The sequence below is a fragment of the Pseudomonas paeninsulae genome (assembly GCF_035621475.1).
In the GTDB taxonomy this organism is placed as follows: domain Bacteria; phylum Pseudomonadota; class Gammaproteobacteria; order Pseudomonadales; family Pseudomonadaceae; genus Aquipseudomonas; species Aquipseudomonas paeninsulae.
In genome coordinates this window covers 4,934,669-4,953,891 of record NZ_CP141799.1, presented here as the reverse complement: position 1 = coordinate 4,953,891, position 19,223 = coordinate 4,934,669, and the positions used below count along the sequence as shown (strand labels likewise).

Sequence of the window (19,223 nt, the reverse complement as noted above, 5' to 3'; positions counted from 1 at the left end):
CGCAGCAATGCGCCGAGCTCGTAGGGTGCGCCGTGCGCACCAGCGGCGCTCGCTTGGCGGTGCGCACAGCGCACCCTACGAGGGGTATCCACCTCAGGCCTGGTAGCTGATCCGTCCATCGACCAGGGTGTAGCGCACCGCGCCGGGCAGGCAGTGGCCGATAAACGGGCAGTTGGCACCCTTGGAGAACCAGCTTTCCCCGGCCAGGGTCGTGGCCTGCGGGTCGAACAGCAGCAGGTCGGCTGCTGCGCCCACGCTTAGGCGGCCGGCGGGCAGGCGCAGGGCCTGGGCCGGGCCGCTGGACAGGCGCGCGAGCAGGGTCGGCAGGTCGAGCAGGCCGTCTTGCACCAGGCTCATGGCTAGCGGCAGCAACAGCTGCACGCTGCTGATGCCCGGTTCGGTGGCGCCGAAGGGGGCCAGCTTGGCGTCACGTTCGTGGGGTTGGTGGTGGCTGGAAATGGCACCGATCACCCCGTTCTTTACGGCCTCGCGCAGGCCGTCTCGGTCGGCGCGAGTGCGCAGCGGCGGTTGCACGTGATACAGGCTGGAGAAGTCGCTCAACGCCTCGTCGGTGAGAATCAGCTGATACAGTGCCACATCGGCCGTCACTGGCAGGCCGCGGGCCTGGGCGGCGGCGATCAGTTGCGCGCCGCGAGCGCTGGTCAACTGGCTGAAGTGGGCGCGCACGCCGCTTTGCTCGACCAGCAGCAGGTCGCGGGCCAGGGCCACGGTCTCGGCGGTTTCCGGGATGCCGGCCAGGCCGAGGAAGCTGGCCGTAGGGCCTTCGTGGGCCAGACCGCCTTCGGCCAGGTCGTGGTCCTGGGAGTGGAAGATCACCGTCAGGTCGAAGGTGGCGGCGTATTCCAGGGCGCGGCGCAGGGTACGGGTGTTGCGGAAGTTATCCAGGCCGTTGCCGAAGGCCACACAGCCGGCGTCGCGCAGGGCCACCAGCTCGGCCAGCTGTTCGCCGTCCAGGCCTTTGCTCAGGGCGCCGATGGGGAAAACCTTGGTGTGGCCGGCCTCGCGGGCGCGGTCGAGGATCAGTTCGGCCACCGCCGGGGTGTCCAGCACCGGTTTGGTAAAGGGCGGGCAGCACAGGCTGGTGACGCCGCCTGCCGCCGCGGCCAGGGTTTCGCTGGCGATGCAGCCCTTGCGGCTGTAACCGGGTTCGCGCAGGGCAACGGACAGGTCGACCAGGCCGGGCGCGGCCACCAAGCCCTGGGCGTTGATGATTTTCTCCGCGACGAAACCGGCCGGCGTCTGGCCGATGGCGATGAGCTTGCCGCCATCGATGAACAGGTCGGCGACCTGGTCGAGGTTGCTGTTCGGGTCGATGACGCGGGCGCCAAGGATTGCGGTACGCATCAGTTGGATTCCTCGGCTTCCTGGTTGAGTTGACGCTGGGCATTCTGCCCGCTCATGGCCATCGATAGCACGGCCATGCGCACGGCAATGCCGTAGGTGACCTGGTTGAGAATCACCGATTGCGGGCCGTCGGCCACCGCCGACTCGATTTCCACGCCGCGATTGATCGGCCCCGGGTGCATCACCAGCGCATCCGGTTTGGCCAGGGCCAGGCGTTGCTCGGTCAGGCCGAACAGTCGGTAGAACTCGCCCTCGCTGGGCAGCAGGCCGCCAGTCATGCGTTCGCGTTGCAGGCGCAGCATGATCACCACGTCGACATCCTTGAGGCCGGCGGCCATGTCGCTGTAGACGGTCACGCCGTACTGCTCGATGCCGACCGGTAGCAGGGTCTTCGGTGCGATCACGCGGATGTCCGGGCAGCCGAGAGTCTTGAGTGCCAGCATATTGGAGCGGGCCACCCGCGAGTGCAGGATATCGCCGACGATCGCCACCGAGAGGTTCTCGAAGCCGCCCTTGTGCCGGCGGATGGTCAGCATGTCGAGCATGCCCTGGGTCGGGTGCGCATGACGGCCATCGCCGCCGTTGATGATCGCCAGGTTCGGGCACACGTGTTCGGCGATGAAGTGCGCGGCGCCCGAGTCGGCATGGCGTACGACGAAAATGTCGGCGGCCATCGCCTCGAGGTTGCGCAGGGTGTCGAACAGGGTCTCGCCCTTGCTGGTCGAGGAGGTCGACACGTTGAGCGTGATGACGTCGGCGGACAGCCGTTGGGCGGCTAGCTCGAAGGTAGTGCGGGTGCGCGTGGAGTTCTCGAAGAACACATTGCACACGGTCTTGCCGCGCAGCAGCGGGACTTTCTTCACTGCTCGGGCGCCGACTTCGAGGAAGGAATCGGCTGTATCGAGGATTTCCGTCAGCAGTTCGCGGGGCAGGCCGTCGAGGGTGAGGAAGTGGCGCAGCTGGCCTAGGTCATTCAGCTGCAACGGGCGCTTGGCATCAATCGGCGTCATCGCGAGGGTCTCAGTTGGCAAGCATCTGGAGTTCGAGGGTCAGCGGTGTGGGACCGGACAGTTTGACCCGCTGCTCGGTGGCCAGCGACAGGCTGGCGCCGACCACGTCGGGACGGATCGGCAGCTCGTGAGCGTTCAGGTCGAGTAGGCAGACCAGGGTCACGCTGGCCGGGCGGCCATAGTCGAACAGTTCATTGAGTGCGGCGCGGATGGTGCGGCCGCTCATCAATACGTCGTCGATCAGCACCAGATGCTGGCCTTCGACCTCGAACGGCAACTCGGAAGGCTGTACCTGCGGGTGCAGGCCATTCTGGGTGAAGTCATCGCGGTAGAAGGAGACGTCGAGGATGCCCAGTGGCGCTGGGTTGCCCAGGGCCTCTAGCAGCGCCTGGGCGACCCATACGCCGCCGGTACGGATGCCGATAAAGCGTGGCTCGCTGATTTGCCGCTGGTTGAGATGGCCGATCAGTGCCGCGGCCATTTGCGGCAGCAGTTCGGCAGGATTGGGTAGGCTCATCGGGAACTCCTTGTGGGCGGGCCGGGCGAAAGCTGCTGCAGGCTGTGCGTATGATGCGGGCTTAAACGCAGGCTCGGCGCGCCGGACTGAATGTTGTTCGCTAGGTTTATACAGGACCCGAGATCGCGTTTTTTCAAGACGAACAGTGCTCTGTCAGCCAGCCTTCGAGCAGCAGCGCGGCGGCCAGGGCATCGACCGGGCGTTCGCGATAGCCACTGTTCTGGCCTTGTTGCAGGCGTTGGCCCTTGGCCTCATAGGTGGTCAGGCGTTCGTCATGGGTATGCACGGGCAGGTTGAAGCGGCCGTTGAGGCGGCGGGCAAATTTCTCCGCTCGCTCGCTCATCTCGCTCGGAGTGCCGTCCATGTTCAGCGGCAGGCCGACGACGATGGCATCCGGCTGCCATTCGCGCAGCAGCGCTTCGACCTTTTGCCAATCCGGCACGCCATTCTGGGCCTTGAGGATGCACAGTTCGCGGGCCTGGCCGGTGATCGCCTGGCCGACGGCAACACCGATCTGCTTGCTGCCATAATCGAAACCCAGTAACAGGCGCAACGGTTTGGCCTCGCTCATCAGGCGTGTCCGGCTTGCGAGGTGAGCAGGCTGAGGTTGACGCCCAGGCGCGCGGCGGCGGCGTTCAGGCGTTGATCGAAGGGCAGTTCGAAGAGGATCGCATTATCGGCCGGGCAGGTCAGCCAGGCGTTGTCGGTCAGTTCGGCTTCCAGTTGTCCGGCATCCCAGCCGGCATAGCCGAGGGTGATCAGGTATTTTGCCGGTCCCGTGCCGTCGGCAATGGCGAACAGCGCGTCCTGGGAGGTGGACAGGCCCAGCTCACCGAGCTCCAGGGTTGCCTGGAATTGCGGTCCGGTCGGGTGCAGGACGAAACCGCGATCGGTCTGCACCGGACCACCGGAGAAAATCGGTAGGTTCTGGCAGCGCACCGGCGGCTCCTCGTCGGGACGCAACTGCTCCAGCACATCGGCCAGGCTGAGACCGTGCGGGCGGTTGATCACCAGGCCCATCGCGCCCTGTTCGTTGTGCTCGATCAGGTAGATCAGGGTCTGCGCGAAATTCGGATCGGCCATGTGCGGCATGGCAATCAGGAACTGATGCTTGAGGTAGCTTGGTTTGGCGTCTTTCATGGGCATTAGTTTCAGGCCTGGAGCCAAGAGCTTCAAGCGTCACGCTGCAAGCGGCAAGAAAAAATCCGCTTGAGCTTGAGAGTTTGTGAAAAAACTCTCGCGACGGTGCTCGATATTTCCACAACCTCTGAGCGTCAGTTGCTGGACAGGCGGTCGCCGCGTTCGAAGCGCCAGGTGCGGATGATTTCCAGGCGGTCGATATCGGCCAGGTCACCGGTGAATGGGGCGTAGGGTGCGGCCAGGCGTACGATGCGCAGGGCGGCCTGGTCAAGCAGTTGCTGGCCGGAGGACTGCAATACCTGGACTTCGTAGAGGGTGCCATCACGGTTGATCGAGACCAGCACCCGCAGGCTGCCATAAATCTGCTGGCGGCGTGCATCGTCGGGGTAGTTGAGGTTACCGACCCGTTCGACTTTCTTGCGCCATTCGTCCTTGTACCAGGCGCCCTTGTCGCGCATGGTCGAGGCCGCACTGAGGCGGTGGATCTTCGGCCGTTTGGCGTACTGCTGGATGTCGTTGGCCAGTTCGGCTTCCAGGCTGGCAATTTCCGCAGAGAGTTGCGCGCTGTCGAATACCGGTGCCGGGGGGGCTTGCACTGTGGGCTTGACTGCTTCGCGCTTGACCGGGGTCTTTTGCTGTTGCGGGGCGCGAGTCGCTACTGCGGCTTTCGGCGCTTCCTGGCGCACCGCCGGCTGTGCCGGGGCCGCGGGCGGCGTCACACGCTTGACCTGGGTGTCCTGGAACAGTGCCTGCTCGGTGGTTTTCGGCGCGGCCTTGTGTTCCAGGGTACCGCTGCCCTGCTGGTTGTCCTGGGCGAGAAAGTCGGCTTCTTTCGGCTTTTCCTCGCTCTTAAAGGTCGACAGGGTGATTTCCAGGGTTTTGCTGATCTGGCTGGGCTCGGCCAGGCTGAAGCCCAGGCCGAGAATCAGCGCGGCATGCAGGGTCGCGGCGAGGAACAGGGTAAAACCCAGCCGATCCGCTGGGCGGACGCCAGCGGCGGGTAGATCGGGTAGGTTGGTGGCTGGGTTCATGCTGCTTCGGGTCTGTTCAGGTTGTCGCGCAGTCTGACGGCTTCACGCCGCTAGCTGCAAGCGACACGCTCGAAGCTGCTACTTGCTTCAAACTTTCGCCTTGACGCCTGTGGCTTGCAGTTGGCCCGCGATGGCATCCATCAGGCGCTCACCGATGCGGGTGTCGTAGGCGGCATCTATCTCGCGGATGCAGGTCGGGCTGGTCACGTTGATTTCGGTCAGATAGTCGCCGATCACGTCCAGGCCGACGAACAGCAGGCCTTTCTCGCGCAGGGTTGGGCCGACGCCAGCGGCGATTTCACGGTCGCGTTCGCTCAGTGGGCGTGCTTCGCCGCGCCCGCCAGCGGCAAGGTTGCCGCGGGTTTCGCCGTGTGCCGGGATGCGTGCCAGGCAATAAGGTACTGGCTCGCCATCGATCATCAGGATGCGTTTGTCACCGTCGAGGATCGCTGGCAGGTAGCGTTGCGCCATGATCTGTTGTGTGCCATGGGCAGTAAGGGTCTCGAGAATCACCGAGAGGTTGGGATCGCCCTCAGAGTGACGAAATATCGAAGATCCGCCCATACCATCCAGGGGTTTGAGAATGATGTCACGTTGCTCTTTGGCAAACTCGCGCAGAATGTCGGATCGGCGACTGACCAGCGTCTCAGGAGTGAATTGAGGGAACTGGGTGGCAAACAGCTTCTCGTTGCAGTCGCGCAGACTCTGTGGGCGGTTGACCACCAGTACGCCGGCTTGTTCGGCCTGTTCCAGTAGGTAGGTGGAGTAGACGAATTCGTTATCGAAGGGCGGATCCTTGCGCATCAGGATCACATCCAGCTCGGTCAGCGCGACGTCGCGCTCGGCGCCCAGTTCGAACCAACGCTGGGGGTCGTTGAATACGTTGAGTGGGCACAGGCGGGCACGTGCTTCGCCTTTGGCCTGGTAAAGGTCTTTCTGCTCCATATAGAAGAGCGACCAGCCGCGCGCCTGAGCGGCCAGCAACATGGCCAGCGAGCTGTCTTTTTTAAAGGCGATCTGGGCGATGGGGTCCATGACAATGCCGAGGCGAACGCTCATGGGGGGATTCTCCGTGAAAGGCAGCAGGATAGAAGGTGTCAGGGCTGGTGTGTGGCGTCAGGGTGGCGCCGGTAAGGCGGGTGGTCAAGGAAAAAACCTTGCCCTTCCGCGGCTTATAGCTTGCATGGGGAGAGTGTGCTAAAAAGGCCCGACGATTGGGTTTTGACCCGTCGGTGGTAAGGCCTCAGGCGCACTGATAGAACGCAAAATAACGACTCACCGAGGCGATGGCAGGGTAAACATGGAACAGCATTCCGAGGGTTTGAGGGTGATGGTGATCGACGATTCGAAGACGATTCGTCGTACCGCGGAAACCCTGCTAAAGAAGGTGGGTTGCGAGGTAATTACCGCAGTTGACGGCTTCGATGCTTTGGCAAAGATCGCCGACACCCATCCGAATATTATTTTTGTCGACATCATGATGCCGCGGCTCGATGGCTATCAGACCTGTGCCCTGATCAAGAACAACAGTGCTTTCAAGTCCACCCCGGTGATCATGCTGTCTTCCAAGGACGGCTTGTTCGACAAGGCCAAGGGGCGCATCGTTGGCTCCGATCAATATCTGACCAAACCTTTCAGCAAGGAAGAGTTGCTCGGCGCGATCAAGGCCCATGTCCCTAATTTCACCCCGGTGGAACAGGCATCCTGACGTCTGCTGGATAGCGGTAGACGCCTTTTCATGTATTGGGAAACACCATGGCTCGAATTCTGATTGTTGATGACTCTCCGACCGAAATGTACAAGTTGACCGCCATGTTGGAAAAAAATGGCCATCAGGTACTCAAAGCGGAAAATGGCGCGGACGGCGTTGCCCTGGCGCGTCAGGAAAAACCCGACGTCGTGTTGATGGATATCGTCATGCCGGGCCTCAATGGTTTTCAGGCGACCCGCCAGCTGACCAAGGACGCCGATACCAGCCACATCCCGGTGATCATCGTTACCACCAAGGATCAGGAGACCGACAAGGTCTGGGGCAAGCGCCAAGGCGCCAAAGACTACCTGACCAAGCCGGTTGACGAAGCAACGCTGCTGAAAACCTTGAATGCGGTATTGGCCGGTTGATGCTGCGCCAGTAACCCAATAAAAAGAAGGTCACGGCTGGCATGACGGATACGCAGACACCTTTTCAAACCCTCCTCGGAATCGACCAGCGTTGCCGGCTGCTGGCGGCTGGCCTGCCGTTGCAGCAGGCCGCCGTGCAAACCTGGAGCGGCATCGGTTTTCGCATGGGCGAGCGATTTTTCGTCGCGCCCATGGGCGAGATAGGGGAGGTGCTGCACGAGCCGCGTCATACCTTGTTGCCCGGGGTTAAAAGCTGGGTCAAGGGCGTGGCCAACGTGCGCGGACGTCTGTTGCCAGTGATGGACTTGTGCGGCTTCTTCGGTAACGAGTTATCGCCGCTGCGCAAGAAACGGCGGGTGCTGGTGGTCGATCACCAGGACGTATTCGCCGGGCTGACGGTCGATGAAGTGTTCGGCATGCAGCATTTTCCGGTGGACGCCTTCTCCGAGCAGCTACCGCCGCTCGAGGCATCCATCGCGCCGTTTATTCATGGCGTCTTCCAGCGCGAGCAGCCCTGGTTGGTGTTCAGTCCTCATGCGCTGGCCCAGCACCAGGGGTTTCTCGATGTTGCGTTTTAACAGTTTTTCGGTTGGGTCGGCTTTGTCGGCCTGTTGGGGTTGTGTGGGAACCGTAGCGCGGTCGGTCCGGGCGGGGGCCAGAAAATGAAAAAACTAAATACAGGCAACTTATTCACGAGTACGCGCAGCAGCACGCTGATCGCTGGGCTGTTTATCGTCCTGATCGTCTCCATCGTGCTGTTGTTTGCCAACTTCGCCTACATCAACACGCAATCCAATTACGATACGGAATACATCAGCCACGCTGGTGAGCTGCGGGTTCTGTCCCAGCGTATTGCCAAGAACTCCACCGAAGCGGCTGCCGGTACGGCCGAAGCCTTCGGTCTGTTGCGCGAGGCGCGCAACGACTTCGAGACCCGTTGGGGTTATCTGACCGACGGCAACCAGGCGAGCGGTGTGCCCTCTGCGCCGGAGCCCGTGCAGGCGCAGATGACTGCCGTGCAGCAGGACTGGGATAGCCTGCGGCAGAACACCGACGCCATTCTGGCCAGCGAGCAGACCGTTCTGTCCCTGCACCAGGTGGCCGAGACCCTGGCGGAAACCATCCCGCAGCTGCAGGTCGAGTACGAAGAAGTGGTCGACATCCTCCTGGAAAGCGGAGCATCGGCCGCCCAGGTTTCGGTGGCCCAACGCCAGTCGCTGTTGGCCGAACGTATTCTCGGCTCGGTGAACAAGGTACTGGCCGGTGACCAGAACTCGGTGCAAGCGGCCGATATGTTCGGTCGCGATGCCAGCCTGTTCGGGCGGGTATTGAGCGCCATGCTGGAAGGCAATGCGGCAATGGAAATTGCCAAGGTCAACGACGCGGAAGCGCTCGATCGACTGGCGGAAATTTCCGAGCTGTTCGAGTTTGTTTCCGGTTCGGTAGATGAAATTCTCGAAACCTCGCCGGAACTGTTCCAGGTGCGGGAGTCGGCCAACGGCATTTTCACCGTATCGCAGACCCTCTTGGATAAAGCCTCCGAGCTGGCTGTCGGCTTCGAAGACATGGCTGACGGCCGTGCCATCAACACCCTGGCTGGATACGTGCTGGGCATTTTGGCGTTGGGCTCGATCATCCTGATCGGCATCGTGATGGTGCGGGTAACCAACCGCCGCCTCGCTGAAACTGCCGAGAAGAACGAGCGTAACCAGGCTGCGATTCTGCGACTGCTCGACGAAATCGCCGACCTCGCCGATGGCGACTTGACCGTTGCCGCGACCGTAACCGAAGATTTCACCGGTGCTATCGCCGACTCCATCAACTACTCCATCGACCAGCTGCGCGACTTGGTGGTGACCATCAACCTGACTGCTGTTCAGGTAGCTGGCGCCGCCCAGGAAACCCAGGCCACGGCGATGCACCTGGCCGAAGCCTCGGAGCACCAGGCTCAGGAAATCGCCGGGGCATCGGCTGCGATCAACGAAATGGCCGTGTCGATTGACCAGGTATCGGCGAACGCCTCGGAGTCCTCCGCGGTAGCGGAGCGTTCGGTAGCCATTGCCAACAAGGGTAACGAGGTGGTGCACAACACCATCACCGGCATGGATAACATTCGTGAGCAGATCCAGGACACCTCGAAGCGGATCAAGCGCCTCGGTGAGTCGTCCCAGGAGATCGGTGACATCGTCAGCCTGATTAACGACATTGCCGACCAGACCAACATCCTCGCTCTCAACGCCGCGATCCAGGCCTCCATGGCCGGTGACGCGGGCCGCGGCTTCGCCGTGGTAGCGGACGAAGTCCAGCGCCTGGCGGAACGTTCCTCGGCGGCGACCAAGCAGATCGAGGCCCTGGTCAAGACGATTCAGACCGATACCAACGAGGCGGTTATCTCGATGGAGCAGACCACCTCCGAGGTGGTGCGCGGTGCACACTTGGCGCAGGACGCCGGGGTCGCGCTGGAGGAGATCGAGAAGGTATCCAAGACCCTCGCAGCCCTGATTCAGAACATCTCCAACGCGGCGCGCCAACAGGCTTCTTCGGCCGGTCATATTTCCAACACCATGAACGTGATTCAGGAGATCACCTCGCAGACCTCGTCCGGTACCACGGCTACGGCCAAGAGCATTGGTAACCTGGCCAAGATGGCCAGTGAGATGCGTAAGTCGGTTTCCGGCTTTACCCTGCCAGAAAGCGGCGAGCAGGCATAAGCAAGCGTGGCGTGGCGACCTTTTCCGGTTGTTGCCCAGCGTCTATGGCCATGAGCGAGAGGCACGACATGCAGTCAGGCGCCTGGGCTTTGCAACCAGTGGTGGACATGGCCGCCGCCGAGTTTCGCGCGTGGCAAGCGCTGCTCGAGGAACGCACCGGTGTGGTGATCAGCGAGCAGCGGCAGGCGTTCCTGCAGACCAATCTGAGTGCGCGGATGCGTGAATTGGGTGTGGCGGATTACGCCACCTATTTCCGTCAGGTCACTGATGGTCCGCGCGGGGCAGTCGAGTGGTCGACCCTGCTTGATCGCCTGACCGTGCAGGAGACTCGTTTCTTTCGCCACCGGCCATCGTTCGATGTGCTCGAGCGTTACCTGCGTGAGCGGCTACAACAAGGATTGACCAGTCCGTGGGAGTTGTGGAGCGTGGGTTGCTCAAGTGGCGAGGAACCTTATTCGTTGGCCATCACGGCGGCTGAAGTGCTGCGTGACAGCGAGCAGCCCGAGCACTTTGGCGTAACGGGTACCGATATCAGCCTGAACGCCCTGAGCAAGGCGCGTGATGGTCAGTATGTCCCGCGCAAGTTGGAACAAATCGATACGGAGTTGGGTCAACGCTATTTTGTGGCCCAAGCCGATGGACGCTTCAAAGTAGTAGCGGATCTGGCGGCGCGAGTGTGTTGCGCCAGGCTCAATGTGCTGGAGTTGGCCAAGGCGCCAATGTCCGGTATGGACGTCATTTTTTGTCAGAACTTGCTGATCTATTTTCGCCGCTGGCGTCGCCGAGAGATCCTCAACTGCCTGGCCGAGCGCCTGGCACCGGGTGGTCTGCTGGTGGTGGGAGTGGGTGAAGTAGTCGGTTGGCAGCATCCGGACTTGCTTCCGGTGGCCGACGAGCAAGTGCTGGCGTTTACCCGCAAGGGATAGGGCAGAGCCAAGTTTATGAGTGGAGCGGCTATGGGGGATCGGCACGACTATGTCGCCCTGGAATGGGTCAAAGGCGAAATCGCGGAAACCCTGAAACAGGCGCGCCAAGCCTTGGAGGCGTACGTCGAGAATCCGCAGGATTCAACGCGCATGCGCTTCTGCCTGACCTATGTGCACCAGGTACATGGCACTCTGCAAATGGTGGAGTTCTACGGCGCTGCGCTGCTCGCCGAAGAAATGGAGCACCTGGCCCAGGCGTTGATGGAAGGTCGCGTGGCCAACCAGGGCGAAGCCCTGGAAGTGCTGATGCAGGCCATCCTCCAGCTGCCGGTCTACCTCGACCGTATCCAGACTGCCCGCCGCGATTTGCCGATGGTGGTGTTGCCACTGCTCAACGACCTGCGTGCCGCCCGTGGCGAAAAGCTGCTCTCGGAAACCAGTTTGTTTTCCCCGGATATGTCCGTGCGCGCGCCGGCCTTGTCTGCCGAGTCCCTGGACGAACTGCGCACCGCGGAACTGCCAATACTGCTGCGCAAACTGCGGCAAATGCTGCAGGTGGCCCTGGTCGGGGTCATTCGCAATCAGGATCTACCAACCAATCTGGGTTACATGGCGCGGGTTTTCGGCCGTCTTGAGACGCTGTGCAAAGACGCGCCGCTCGGCCCCTTGTGGCAGATCGCCTCGGGTCTGGTCGAGGGCCTGGCCAGCGGCGGCGTGATCAATAGTCCGTCGGTACGCACCCTGTTGCGCGAGGTCGATAAAGAGCTCAAGCGTCTGCTCGAACAGGGCGCCGACGGGATCAACCAGCCTGCCTCCGACGAGTTGACCAAGAATCTGTTGTTCTATGTGGCCAAGGCACCGGCGCAGTCGCCGCGCATCAGGGTCTTGAAGGAACGGTTCCGTCTCGACGACGCGTTACCGGATAACGATATCGTCGATGAGGAGCGTGCCCGTCTGGCCGGTCCGGATCGCGATGCCATGCGCTCGGTAGTCGGCGCGCTGTGCGAGGAGCTGGTGCGGGTCAAGGACAGCCTCGACCTGTTCGTGCGTAGTGACCGCAATCAGGTGGCCGAGCTGGATAGCCTGCTGGCACCGCTCAAGCAGATTGCCGACACCTTGGCCGTGCTGGGTTTCGGTCAGCCACGCAAAGTCATCCTCGATCAGATCGACGTGGTTCACGGCCTGGCCCTTGGCCGGCAGGCGCCGAGCGATGCAGTGCTGATGGATGTTGCCGGTGCGCTGCTGTATGTCGAAGCGACCCTGGCCGGCATGGTCGGTCCGGTTGCCGACGGCTCTCGCGAAGAGAATCATCTGCCCACCACCGACGTGGCGCAGATTCACCAGCTGGTGATCAAGGAAGCGCGCAATGGCCTGGAACAGGCCAAGGACGCGATCATCGAATTCATTGCCTCGCAGTGGAATCACGAGCACCTGGCGCGTGTGCCGGCGCTGCTGACCCAGGTGCGTGGCGGCCTGGCCATGATTCCGCTGGCGCGAGCCGCGGATCTGTTGAATGCCTGCAATCGCTATATTCAGGAGCAGCTGCTGGCGCGCAAGGCCGTGCCGAACTGGCAGAGCCTGGACACCTTGGCCGATGCCATCACCAGCGTCGAGTACTACCTCGAGCGCCTGGCCGAAGACCACGGCAGTCAGGGTGACCTGATTCTCGATGTGGCCGAGGAAAGCCTGGCAAGTCTCGGCTATCCACTGCAAGAAAAGCCCTCGATTCTCGATGCGCTCGAGCCACGGCAAGAAGATTTCGCACCGCTTGCCGACCCCCTGCATGACCTCGACGTACTGGTCGATGAGCCAGCCGAGGCCGAGGCTCTTGAACCGTTTGCGCAGCCGGGGGCGCAGGTCGCACCCGCGCCGTTCGAGGAGCCGAGCGGCGAACTCGCCGAGACCGACACTGCGATGGTCGAGGCCCCGCAGCCACTTGACGATGACGGTTGCAGTCTGGCCCCGCTGGAAGCCGATCCACTGGCGCTCGATCTGCAGTTCGAGTCGCCGGCAATCGAACCGTTGCCGGCCCTTGATCTCGGCGAAGAGCCACTGGCTGCCTTCAGCAGCGATGCCATGCAGTTGGACGAGATACAACAGGAAGAGCCGAGTCTGGACGAGCTGGACAGCCCTGGCCATTGGGATGAGGCCGAGCTGGTATCGCTGGGCGTGCCCGAGGTTGAGCTGCCGAGTGCACCGCTGACGGTCGCTGAGCCCGCCCCCGAGGCCGACAAGCCGCTGTCGCTGGCCGATGTCATGGCCGCGCCGCTGCAGGCGATCAATCCGCCGGCTCACGATGTGCCGCCGAGTCTGCTGCCACCGCCGGCCGACGAAGAGTCGTTCGATGAAGAATTGATGGAGGTCTTCGTCGAAGAAGCCGGCGAAGTGCTGGAAACCGTCGGCGAATTTCTGCCGCAATGGTGCGCCGACCCGGCCAACAAAGAAGCTTTGATCGAAATCCGCCGCGCCTTTCACACCCTCAAGGGCAGTGGCCGCATGGTGCGGGCGTTGGTCATCGGCGAATTGGGCTGGTCGATCGAGAACCTGCTCAATCGGGTGCTCGACCGCAGCATCCAGCCTGCAGCCGACGTGCTGCAGGTGGTCGCCGACGTGGTCGCGCTGATGCCGGCCCTGGTCGATGAATTCGCCACCAAGGCCCAGCGCCAGCGTGATGATGTCGACCTGTTGGCCGCCACCGCGCATGCGCTGGCGAAAGGGCAGAGCCTGACGAAAGCCGATGCCCCGGCTGTCCCTATAGCGCCGCCTGAAGGTGAGGTCGAGGCTGTTGCGACAGTCGCTGAGCAGGACGACGTACTCGATGGCGAGCCCCTCTATGGAGAGCCCCTCGATCCGCAACTGTTGGAGATTTTCCGCAACGAAGCCGAAACCCACCTCGATACCCTGGTCGGTTTTCTTGCCAATTGCGCCCAGGAACTGCCACAGCCCGTCACCGACGACCTGCAGCGTGCCTTGCACACCCTCAAGGGCAGTGCCTACATGGCCGGGATTCTACCGGTGGCGGAGATAGCCGCACCGCTGGAAAAAATGCTCAAGGAATTCAAAAGCAACCTGATCCCGATGGATCTGGCCGAAGCCGAATTATTCAGCGCTGCCGAGAAGCTGTTCCGTCTGGGCCTGGCGCAGTTGGAAACTCAGCCGCTGGCTCTTTTGCCCGGTGCGCCGGAGTTCCTCGAGCGTGCGCACAAACTGCATCAGGATCGCCTCGAGGCCGCGCAAAGCAGTCGCCAGAGCGGGCAGGGCGAAACCCGCGATCCGCAGCTGATCGGCATTTTCCTCGCAGAGGGCATGGATATCCTGCTGGATGCCGAGGCTTTGCTGCGGCGCTGGCGCGAGCACCCGTCCGATCGTCAGGAATTGAGTGCCTTGCTGGACGAGTTGACGACCCTGGGGCGCGGCGCGGAAATGGCCGAATTGCCGCAGATCGATGAACTCTGTGAAGCCCTGCTCGACCTCTATGGTGCCGTGGAAGAAGGCAGCCTGGCGGTCAGCGAACGCTTCTTCAGCGAGGCGGAACAGGCGCATGAAGCACTGATCAACATGATGGATCAGGTCGCCGCCGGCCTCCAGGTCAGCGCCGAGCCTGCGCGGGTCGAGGCGTTGCGGGTTTTGCTCGGCGAAGCGCTGGATCCGCGCGCACTGGCACTGTTGTCCACGGAAGGTCAGGCGGGTCAGGAACCCGTCGAGTTGGATGCCGCCACTGCAGCGATCGAGCAGACGCCCTGGGCGCGGGAGAACGACGGCGAGACAGTGACGGCAGTCGAGTTGCAGGTCGATGAGGACGCCGGCTGCATGCCTGAGCATGCTGCTGCGCTCCCCGGTCATGAGGTGCTCGACGCGGAAATGGTCGAGATATTTCTCGAGGAAGCCGTGGATATCCTCGAAAGCGCTGGTCAGGCGCTGCAGCGCTGGAGCGCCGAGCCGGACAACAAGGCCGCCCTGTCGTCCCTGCAGCGTGACTTGCACACCCTCAAGGGTGGCGCAAGGATGGCCGAAATCCGTCCGATTGGCGACCTCGCCCATGAGCTGGAGTCCTTGTACGAAGGCTTGGTGGATCGGCGCTTCAGCCATTCCCCGGCGCTCGTCGCTCTGCTGCAGCAAAGCCATGACTGCCTGGCCATGTTGCTGGAGCAGCTACAAAATCAGGCTGAGTTGCAGCTGCCGCACGAGCTGATCGAGGCGATTCGTCGCTTCCGTCAGGGTGGTGGCGCGCAGAACCTGTCAGCTGCTGCCACGGCCGCCGAGGATGATCTCGAAGCCGAAGCCGAAGCCGAAGCCGAAGCCGAGCGTGAGGTTGAGGTTGAGGTTGACGATGAAGACGAGCTGGCGTCATCGCTGCACAGCGAGGACGAAATCGAGCTGAGTCTGGAGACGGACCTTGAGGCAGACGCTGGGCAGGATCTTGCTGAGGTCGAGCCAGAGGCCCTCGCAGTGCCTGCAGTAACCGATGCGGATAAACCCGCGGCAGCAGAGCTCGAGGATCAGCCCGATCAGGAGCTGGTGGACATCTTCCTCGAGGAGGGTTTCGATATTATCGACAGCTCTGGCGCGGCCCTGCTGCGCTGGATGGATGACGTCGACAACAGCCTCGAACTGGAAGCCCTGCAGCGCGATCTGCACACCCTCAAGGGTGGTGCACGAATGGCGGAAGTACGCGAGATTGGCGACCTCGCCCATGAACTCGAATTCCTTTACGAAGGGCTCGGTGATGGTCGGCTGCGTCCTAGTCAGGAGCTGTTCGACCTGCTCCAGACTTGCCACGATCGCCTGGCCGAGATGCTCGATGCGGTGCGTGGCAAGCGAGCGGTGCCCGATGGCGATGCGCTGATCGAGACGATCAAGCATTTTCGCGCCAACCCGGAGCAACAACTGAGCATACCCTCTGCCGTACAGCTCAAGGCAGTCGCGGAAAACCAGGGGCAGGACGATGACGAGTCGGACATCCTCGACATCTTTCTGGAGGAGGCCGACGACCTGTTGGAGTCGATGGAAGCAGCCATGGGCCGTTGGGACCAGAGCCGCGACGATGGCGCGGCTATCGATGACATGTTGCGCGTCCTGCATACCCTCAAGGGCGGCGCGCGGCTGGCCGGACAGAATCGTCTGGGCAACCTGACCCATGACCTTGAATCACACCTGAGCGAGGCCCTGCTGCAAGGTGCGCCTTGGCCGGAAAGCCTGTTCCTCGATGTGCAGTCTGGTTTCGAGGGGCTGCAGAAAGAACTCGATCAACTGCGTCAGCGTCTGCAAGCCAGTTTTGCTGAGGACGACAATGCGGCGGCTGGCGTTGGGGCAACGGCGGCAAAAGTCCCCGGACTGCTAGCGCCTATAGTCGCGGCCAGCGAACTGCCGGCCCGGGAGCTGGTGGCGAAAGTCCTGCCGTTCGTTCGTCGTGCGCAGGAAGCCGCGCAGGAAGCTGCCGCGCGACGTGCTCCGCAGGAGCTGGTCAAGGTGCCGGCGGAACTGCTCGAAGGCCTGGTTAACCTGGCCGGTGAGACCTCGATCTTTCGCGGTCGGGTCGAGCAACAGGTCAGCGATTTTGGTTTTACCCTGAGTGAGATGGAAGCCACCATCGACCGGGTGCGCGACCAACTGCGACGTCTGGACATCGAAACCCAGGCGCAGATTCTCAGTCGTTACCAGGCCGAGGCCGAGCGCGCCGGTTACGAGGATTTCGATCCGCTGGAAATGGACCGCCATTCGCAGTTGCAGCAGCTTTCACGCGCACTGTTTGAGTCGGCCTCCGACTTGCTTGATCTGAAAGAAACCCTGGCCATGCGTAACCGTGATGCGGAAACCCTGTTGTTGCAACAGGCGCGGGTCAACACCGAGCTGCAAGAAGGCTTGATGCGCACCCGCATGGTGCCCTTCGATCGACTGGTCCCGCGGCTGCGGCGGATTGTCCGTCAGGTTGCTGGTGAGTTGGGCAAGCAGGTCGAATTCGTTCTCGGCAATGCCGACGGCGAGATGGACCGCACCGTGCTCGAACGTATTGTCGCGCCGCTGGAGCATATGTTGCGCAATGCCGTCGACCATGGCATCGAGTCGGCGGCGGTGCGCCGCGCCGCGGGCAAGCCGGAGCAGGGTACTATCCGCCTGAATCTGGGGCGCGAGGGCGGTGATATCGTCTTGACCCTCAGTGACGATGGCGGCGGGATCAAGCTCGATGCCGTTCGGCGCAAGGCCATCGAACGTGGCCTGATGGACCAGGGGTCGGATCTGACCGATCACGAAATTCTCCAGTTCATTCTTGAGGCTGGATTTTCCACTGCCGAGGCGGTCACCCAGATTTCCGGGCGTGGCGTCGGCATGGACGTGGTGCATTCCGAGGTCAAGCAACTCGGCGGCTCCATGAGCATCGACTCGACACCGGGCGAAGGTACGCGCTTTGCCATTCGTCTGCCGTTCACCGTGTCGGTCAACCGCGCGCTGATGGTGCTGTCGGGCGAAGACCTCTATGCCATCCCGCTGAACACCATCGAAGGCATCGTGCGGATTTCCCCCTACGAGCTGGAGGCGCTCTATGATCAGAGTGGCTCGGCTGCGGTGGAGACACCTCGTTTCGAGTATGCCGGTCAGGCCTACGAGTTGCGTTACCTCGGTGACCTGCTGAGTAACGGCCAGCAACCCAAACTGGTCGGCCAGAGCCTGCCCTTGCCGGTGATTCTGGTGCGCTCGAGCGAGCACGCGGTGGCGGTGCAAGTCGATTCCCTGGCCGGTTCCCGCGAGATTGTGGTGAAGAGCCTCGGGCCGCAGTTCGCCGGGGTACACGGAATTTCCGGCGCGACTATTCTGGGTGACGGTCGCGTGGTGGTGATTCTCGACCTGCTGGCAACCATCCGCGTGCTGCATGCGCACCTGCTCAATCAACTGCATCCGCGCATGCTTGGCCACACGGCGACTGCCGCGGAAATTGAAGCGGATCGGCCGACCCTGGTCATGGTGGTGGATGACTCGGTCACCGTACGCAAGGTCACCAGCCGTCTGCTTGAGCGTAACGGTATGAACGTATTGACGGCCAAGGACGGCGTGGACGCCATCTCTCAGCTGCAGGAACACAAGCCCGACATCATGTTGCTGGACATCGAAATGCCGCGCATGGACGGTTTTGAAGTGGCAACGCTGGTGCGTCACGACGAGCATCTGAAAGACCTGCCGATCATCATGATCACCTCGCGTACCGGTGCGAAACACCGTGAGCGAGCGCTGGCGATTGGTGTCAACGAATACCTCGGCAAACCCTACCAGGAGTCGCTATTGCTCGAGAGCATTGCCAAGTTGGTGGATCGCCGCCCAGTAGAGCGCCACCCGGACTCGCGCGCATGACGGAGAAAAGCGTGGCACGTATTGCAGTCATTGCCGATACCTCCCTGCAGCGCCATGTGCTGCAGCAGGCGTTGACCGGGAGTGGCTATCAGGTCGTGCTAAACAGTGATCCGGCGCGCCTGGATGAGGCAACGCTGACGGCTTGCGAGACCGACCTGTGGCTGGTTGATCTGGCTCAGTCCGAGGATTTCCCGCTGGTCGACAACCTGATGGAAAGCGCCTGCGTGCCGATCTTGTTTGGCGAGGGGCATGCCCCGGAGCGGCATTCGGAAAACTACCCGCGTTGGGAGCGACGCCTGTTTGGCAAGTTGAAGAAGCTGATCGGCGACCCATCGCAAGCGGTAGGACCCAGTCTCCAGGCGTTACTGGCCGAGGCGCAGCGGCCAACTCGCCTGGATCTGCCACAGGTGCTCGCAGATACGCCGCTGGTGGTCGGTGAGCCGGCCCGGCAGGTCTGGTTGCTGGCCGCTTCGCTCGGCGGCCCGGCAGCGATCAAGGCTTTCCTCGACGCCTTGCCTGGTGGTTTGCCGATTGGGTTTGTCTATGCCCAGCATATCGACCCCAGTTTCGAGTCGGTGCTGCCGCAGGCGGTCGGACGCCATAGTCAATGGCGTGTCAATCCGGCGCGTCACGGCGATTCGGTGCGCTGCGGTGAGGTGGTGGTGGTGCCGATCAGTCGCGAGCTGGGTTTCAGTGATGAAGGAACCATGCACATCAGCGAACGTGCCTGGCCGGAACCCTACAGTCCGTCGATCGATCAGATGATGCTCAATCTGGCTAAGCATTATGCCGGGCTTTGCGGTGTCATTGCGTTCAGTGGCATGGGCAGCGATGGCAGCGCCGCAGCGGCCTATGTGCGGCGCCAAGGTGGCGCCATTTGGACCCAGCGTGCCGATACCTGTGTCTGCCCGAGCATGCCGGACAGCCTGCGCGAGGGCGGATACAGCAGCTTCAGCGGCGACCCGCGAGAGCTGGCCGCAGGGCTGGTCAATCATCTGGCCGAGCAGTGCAGTGAACCCGAAGCGCTTCAACCCATACAACAGATCACTGGGGCATAG

General features: G+C 62.3%; 14 protein-coding genes. 7 read left to right on the top strand and 7 right to left on the bottom strand.

What is annotated here, in order from left to right; translation table 11 throughout:
• Window positions 1–93: 93 nt before the first annotated feature.
• From VCJ09_RS22790 to gshB, 7 genes are all read right to left on the bottom strand, one after another.
• Complete coding sequence (locus tag VCJ09_RS22790; protein ID WP_324732284.1) at window positions 94–1,365, bottom strand: dihydroorotase; 1,272 nt, start codon at window positions 1,363–1,365, stop codon at window positions 94–96.
• Complete coding sequence (locus tag VCJ09_RS22785; RefSeq protein WP_324732283.1) at window positions 1,365–2,375, bottom strand: aspartate carbamoyltransferase catalytic subunit; 1,011 nt, start codon at window positions 2,373–2,375, stop codon at window positions 1,365–1,367. Before VCJ09_RS22785 ends, VCJ09_RS22790 begins: the two co-directional genes overlap by 1 nt.
• Before the next feature lie 10 nt (window positions 2,376–2,385).
• A complete protein-coding gene (gene pyrR / locus VCJ09_RS22780) occupies window positions 2,386–2,892 on the bottom strand; it encodes a bifunctional pyr operon transcriptional regulator/uracil phosphoribosyltransferase PyrR (RefSeq protein ID WP_324732282.1) in 507 nt (168 codons plus the stop codon).
• Between the two features lie 133 nt (window positions 2,893–3,025).
• The gene (ruvX, locus tag VCJ09_RS22775; protein ID WP_324732281.1) at window positions 3,026–3,463 is read right to left on the bottom strand and encodes a Holliday junction resolvase RuvX; all 438 of its coding nucleotides are present in this window, start codon (window positions 3,461–3,463) and stop codon (window positions 3,026–3,028) included.
• Window positions 3,463–4,032 (bottom strand): YqgE/AlgH family protein, encoded by a 570-nt coding sequence (locus tag VCJ09_RS22770; RefSeq protein ID WP_324732280.1) that lies wholly within the window; start codon window positions 4,030–4,032, stop codon window positions 3,463–3,465. The genes ruvX and VCJ09_RS22770 overlap by 1 nt, the downstream gene beginning before the upstream one ends.
• Before the next feature lie 134 nt (window positions 4,033–4,166).
• On the bottom strand, window positions 4,167–5,063 hold the full coding sequence (locus VCJ09_RS22765) for an energy transducer TonB (protein ID WP_324732279.1): 897 nt from the start codon (window positions 5,061–5,063) through the stop codon (window positions 4,167–4,169).
• 87 nt (window positions 5,064–5,150) lie between these two features.
• Window positions 5,151–6,122, bottom strand: a complete 972-nt coding sequence (gene gshB, locus VCJ09_RS22760) for a glutathione synthase (protein WP_324732278.1) — start codon at window positions 6,120–6,122, stop codon at window positions 5,151–5,153.
• A gap of 241 nt (window positions 6,123–6,363) precedes the next feature.
• Here gshB and pilG point away from each other — a divergent pair, with 241 nt between their 5' ends.
• The 7 genes from pilG (at window position 6,364) to VCJ09_RS22725 (ending at window position 19,223) form a co-directional block, all read left to right on the top strand.
• Window positions 6,364–6,771, top strand: coding sequence for a twitching motility response regulator PilG (gene pilG, locus VCJ09_RS22755; RefSeq protein ID WP_079203716.1), 408 nt, complete (start codon window positions 6,364–6,366; stop codon window positions 6,769–6,771).
• Between the two features lie 47 nt (window positions 6,772–6,818).
• A complete protein-coding gene (gene pilH / locus VCJ09_RS22750; RefSeq protein ID WP_079203715.1) occupies window positions 6,819–7,184 on the top strand; it encodes a twitching motility response regulator PilH in 366 nt (121 codons plus the stop codon).
• 41 nt (window positions 7,185–7,225) lie between these two features.
• A complete protein-coding gene (locus tag VCJ09_RS22745; RefSeq protein WP_324732276.1) occupies window positions 7,226–7,762 on the top strand; it encodes a chemotaxis protein CheW in 537 nt (178 codons plus the stop codon).
• 84 nt (window positions 7,763–7,846) lie between these two features.
• Entirely contained in the window at window positions 7,847–9,895 is a 2,049-nt protein-coding gene (locus VCJ09_RS22740) for a methyl-accepting chemotaxis protein (RefSeq protein ID WP_324732275.1), read from the top strand.
• Between the two features lie 68 nt (window positions 9,896–9,963).
• A complete protein-coding gene (locus VCJ09_RS22735; protein ID WP_324734718.1) occupies window positions 9,964–10,821 on the top strand; it encodes a CheR family methyltransferase in 858 nt (285 codons plus the stop codon).
• 30 nt (window positions 10,822–10,851) lie between these two features.
• A complete protein-coding gene (locus tag VCJ09_RS22730; RefSeq protein ID WP_324732274.1) occupies window positions 10,852–18,165 on the top strand; it encodes a hybrid sensor histidine kinase/response regulator in 7,314 nt (2,437 codons plus the stop codon).
• Complete coding sequence (locus VCJ09_RS22725) at window positions 18,162–19,223, top strand: chemotaxis protein CheB (RefSeq protein ID WP_324732273.1); 1,062 nt, start codon at window positions 18,162–18,164, stop codon at window positions 19,221–19,223. The genes VCJ09_RS22730 and VCJ09_RS22725 overlap by 4 nt, the downstream gene beginning before the upstream one ends.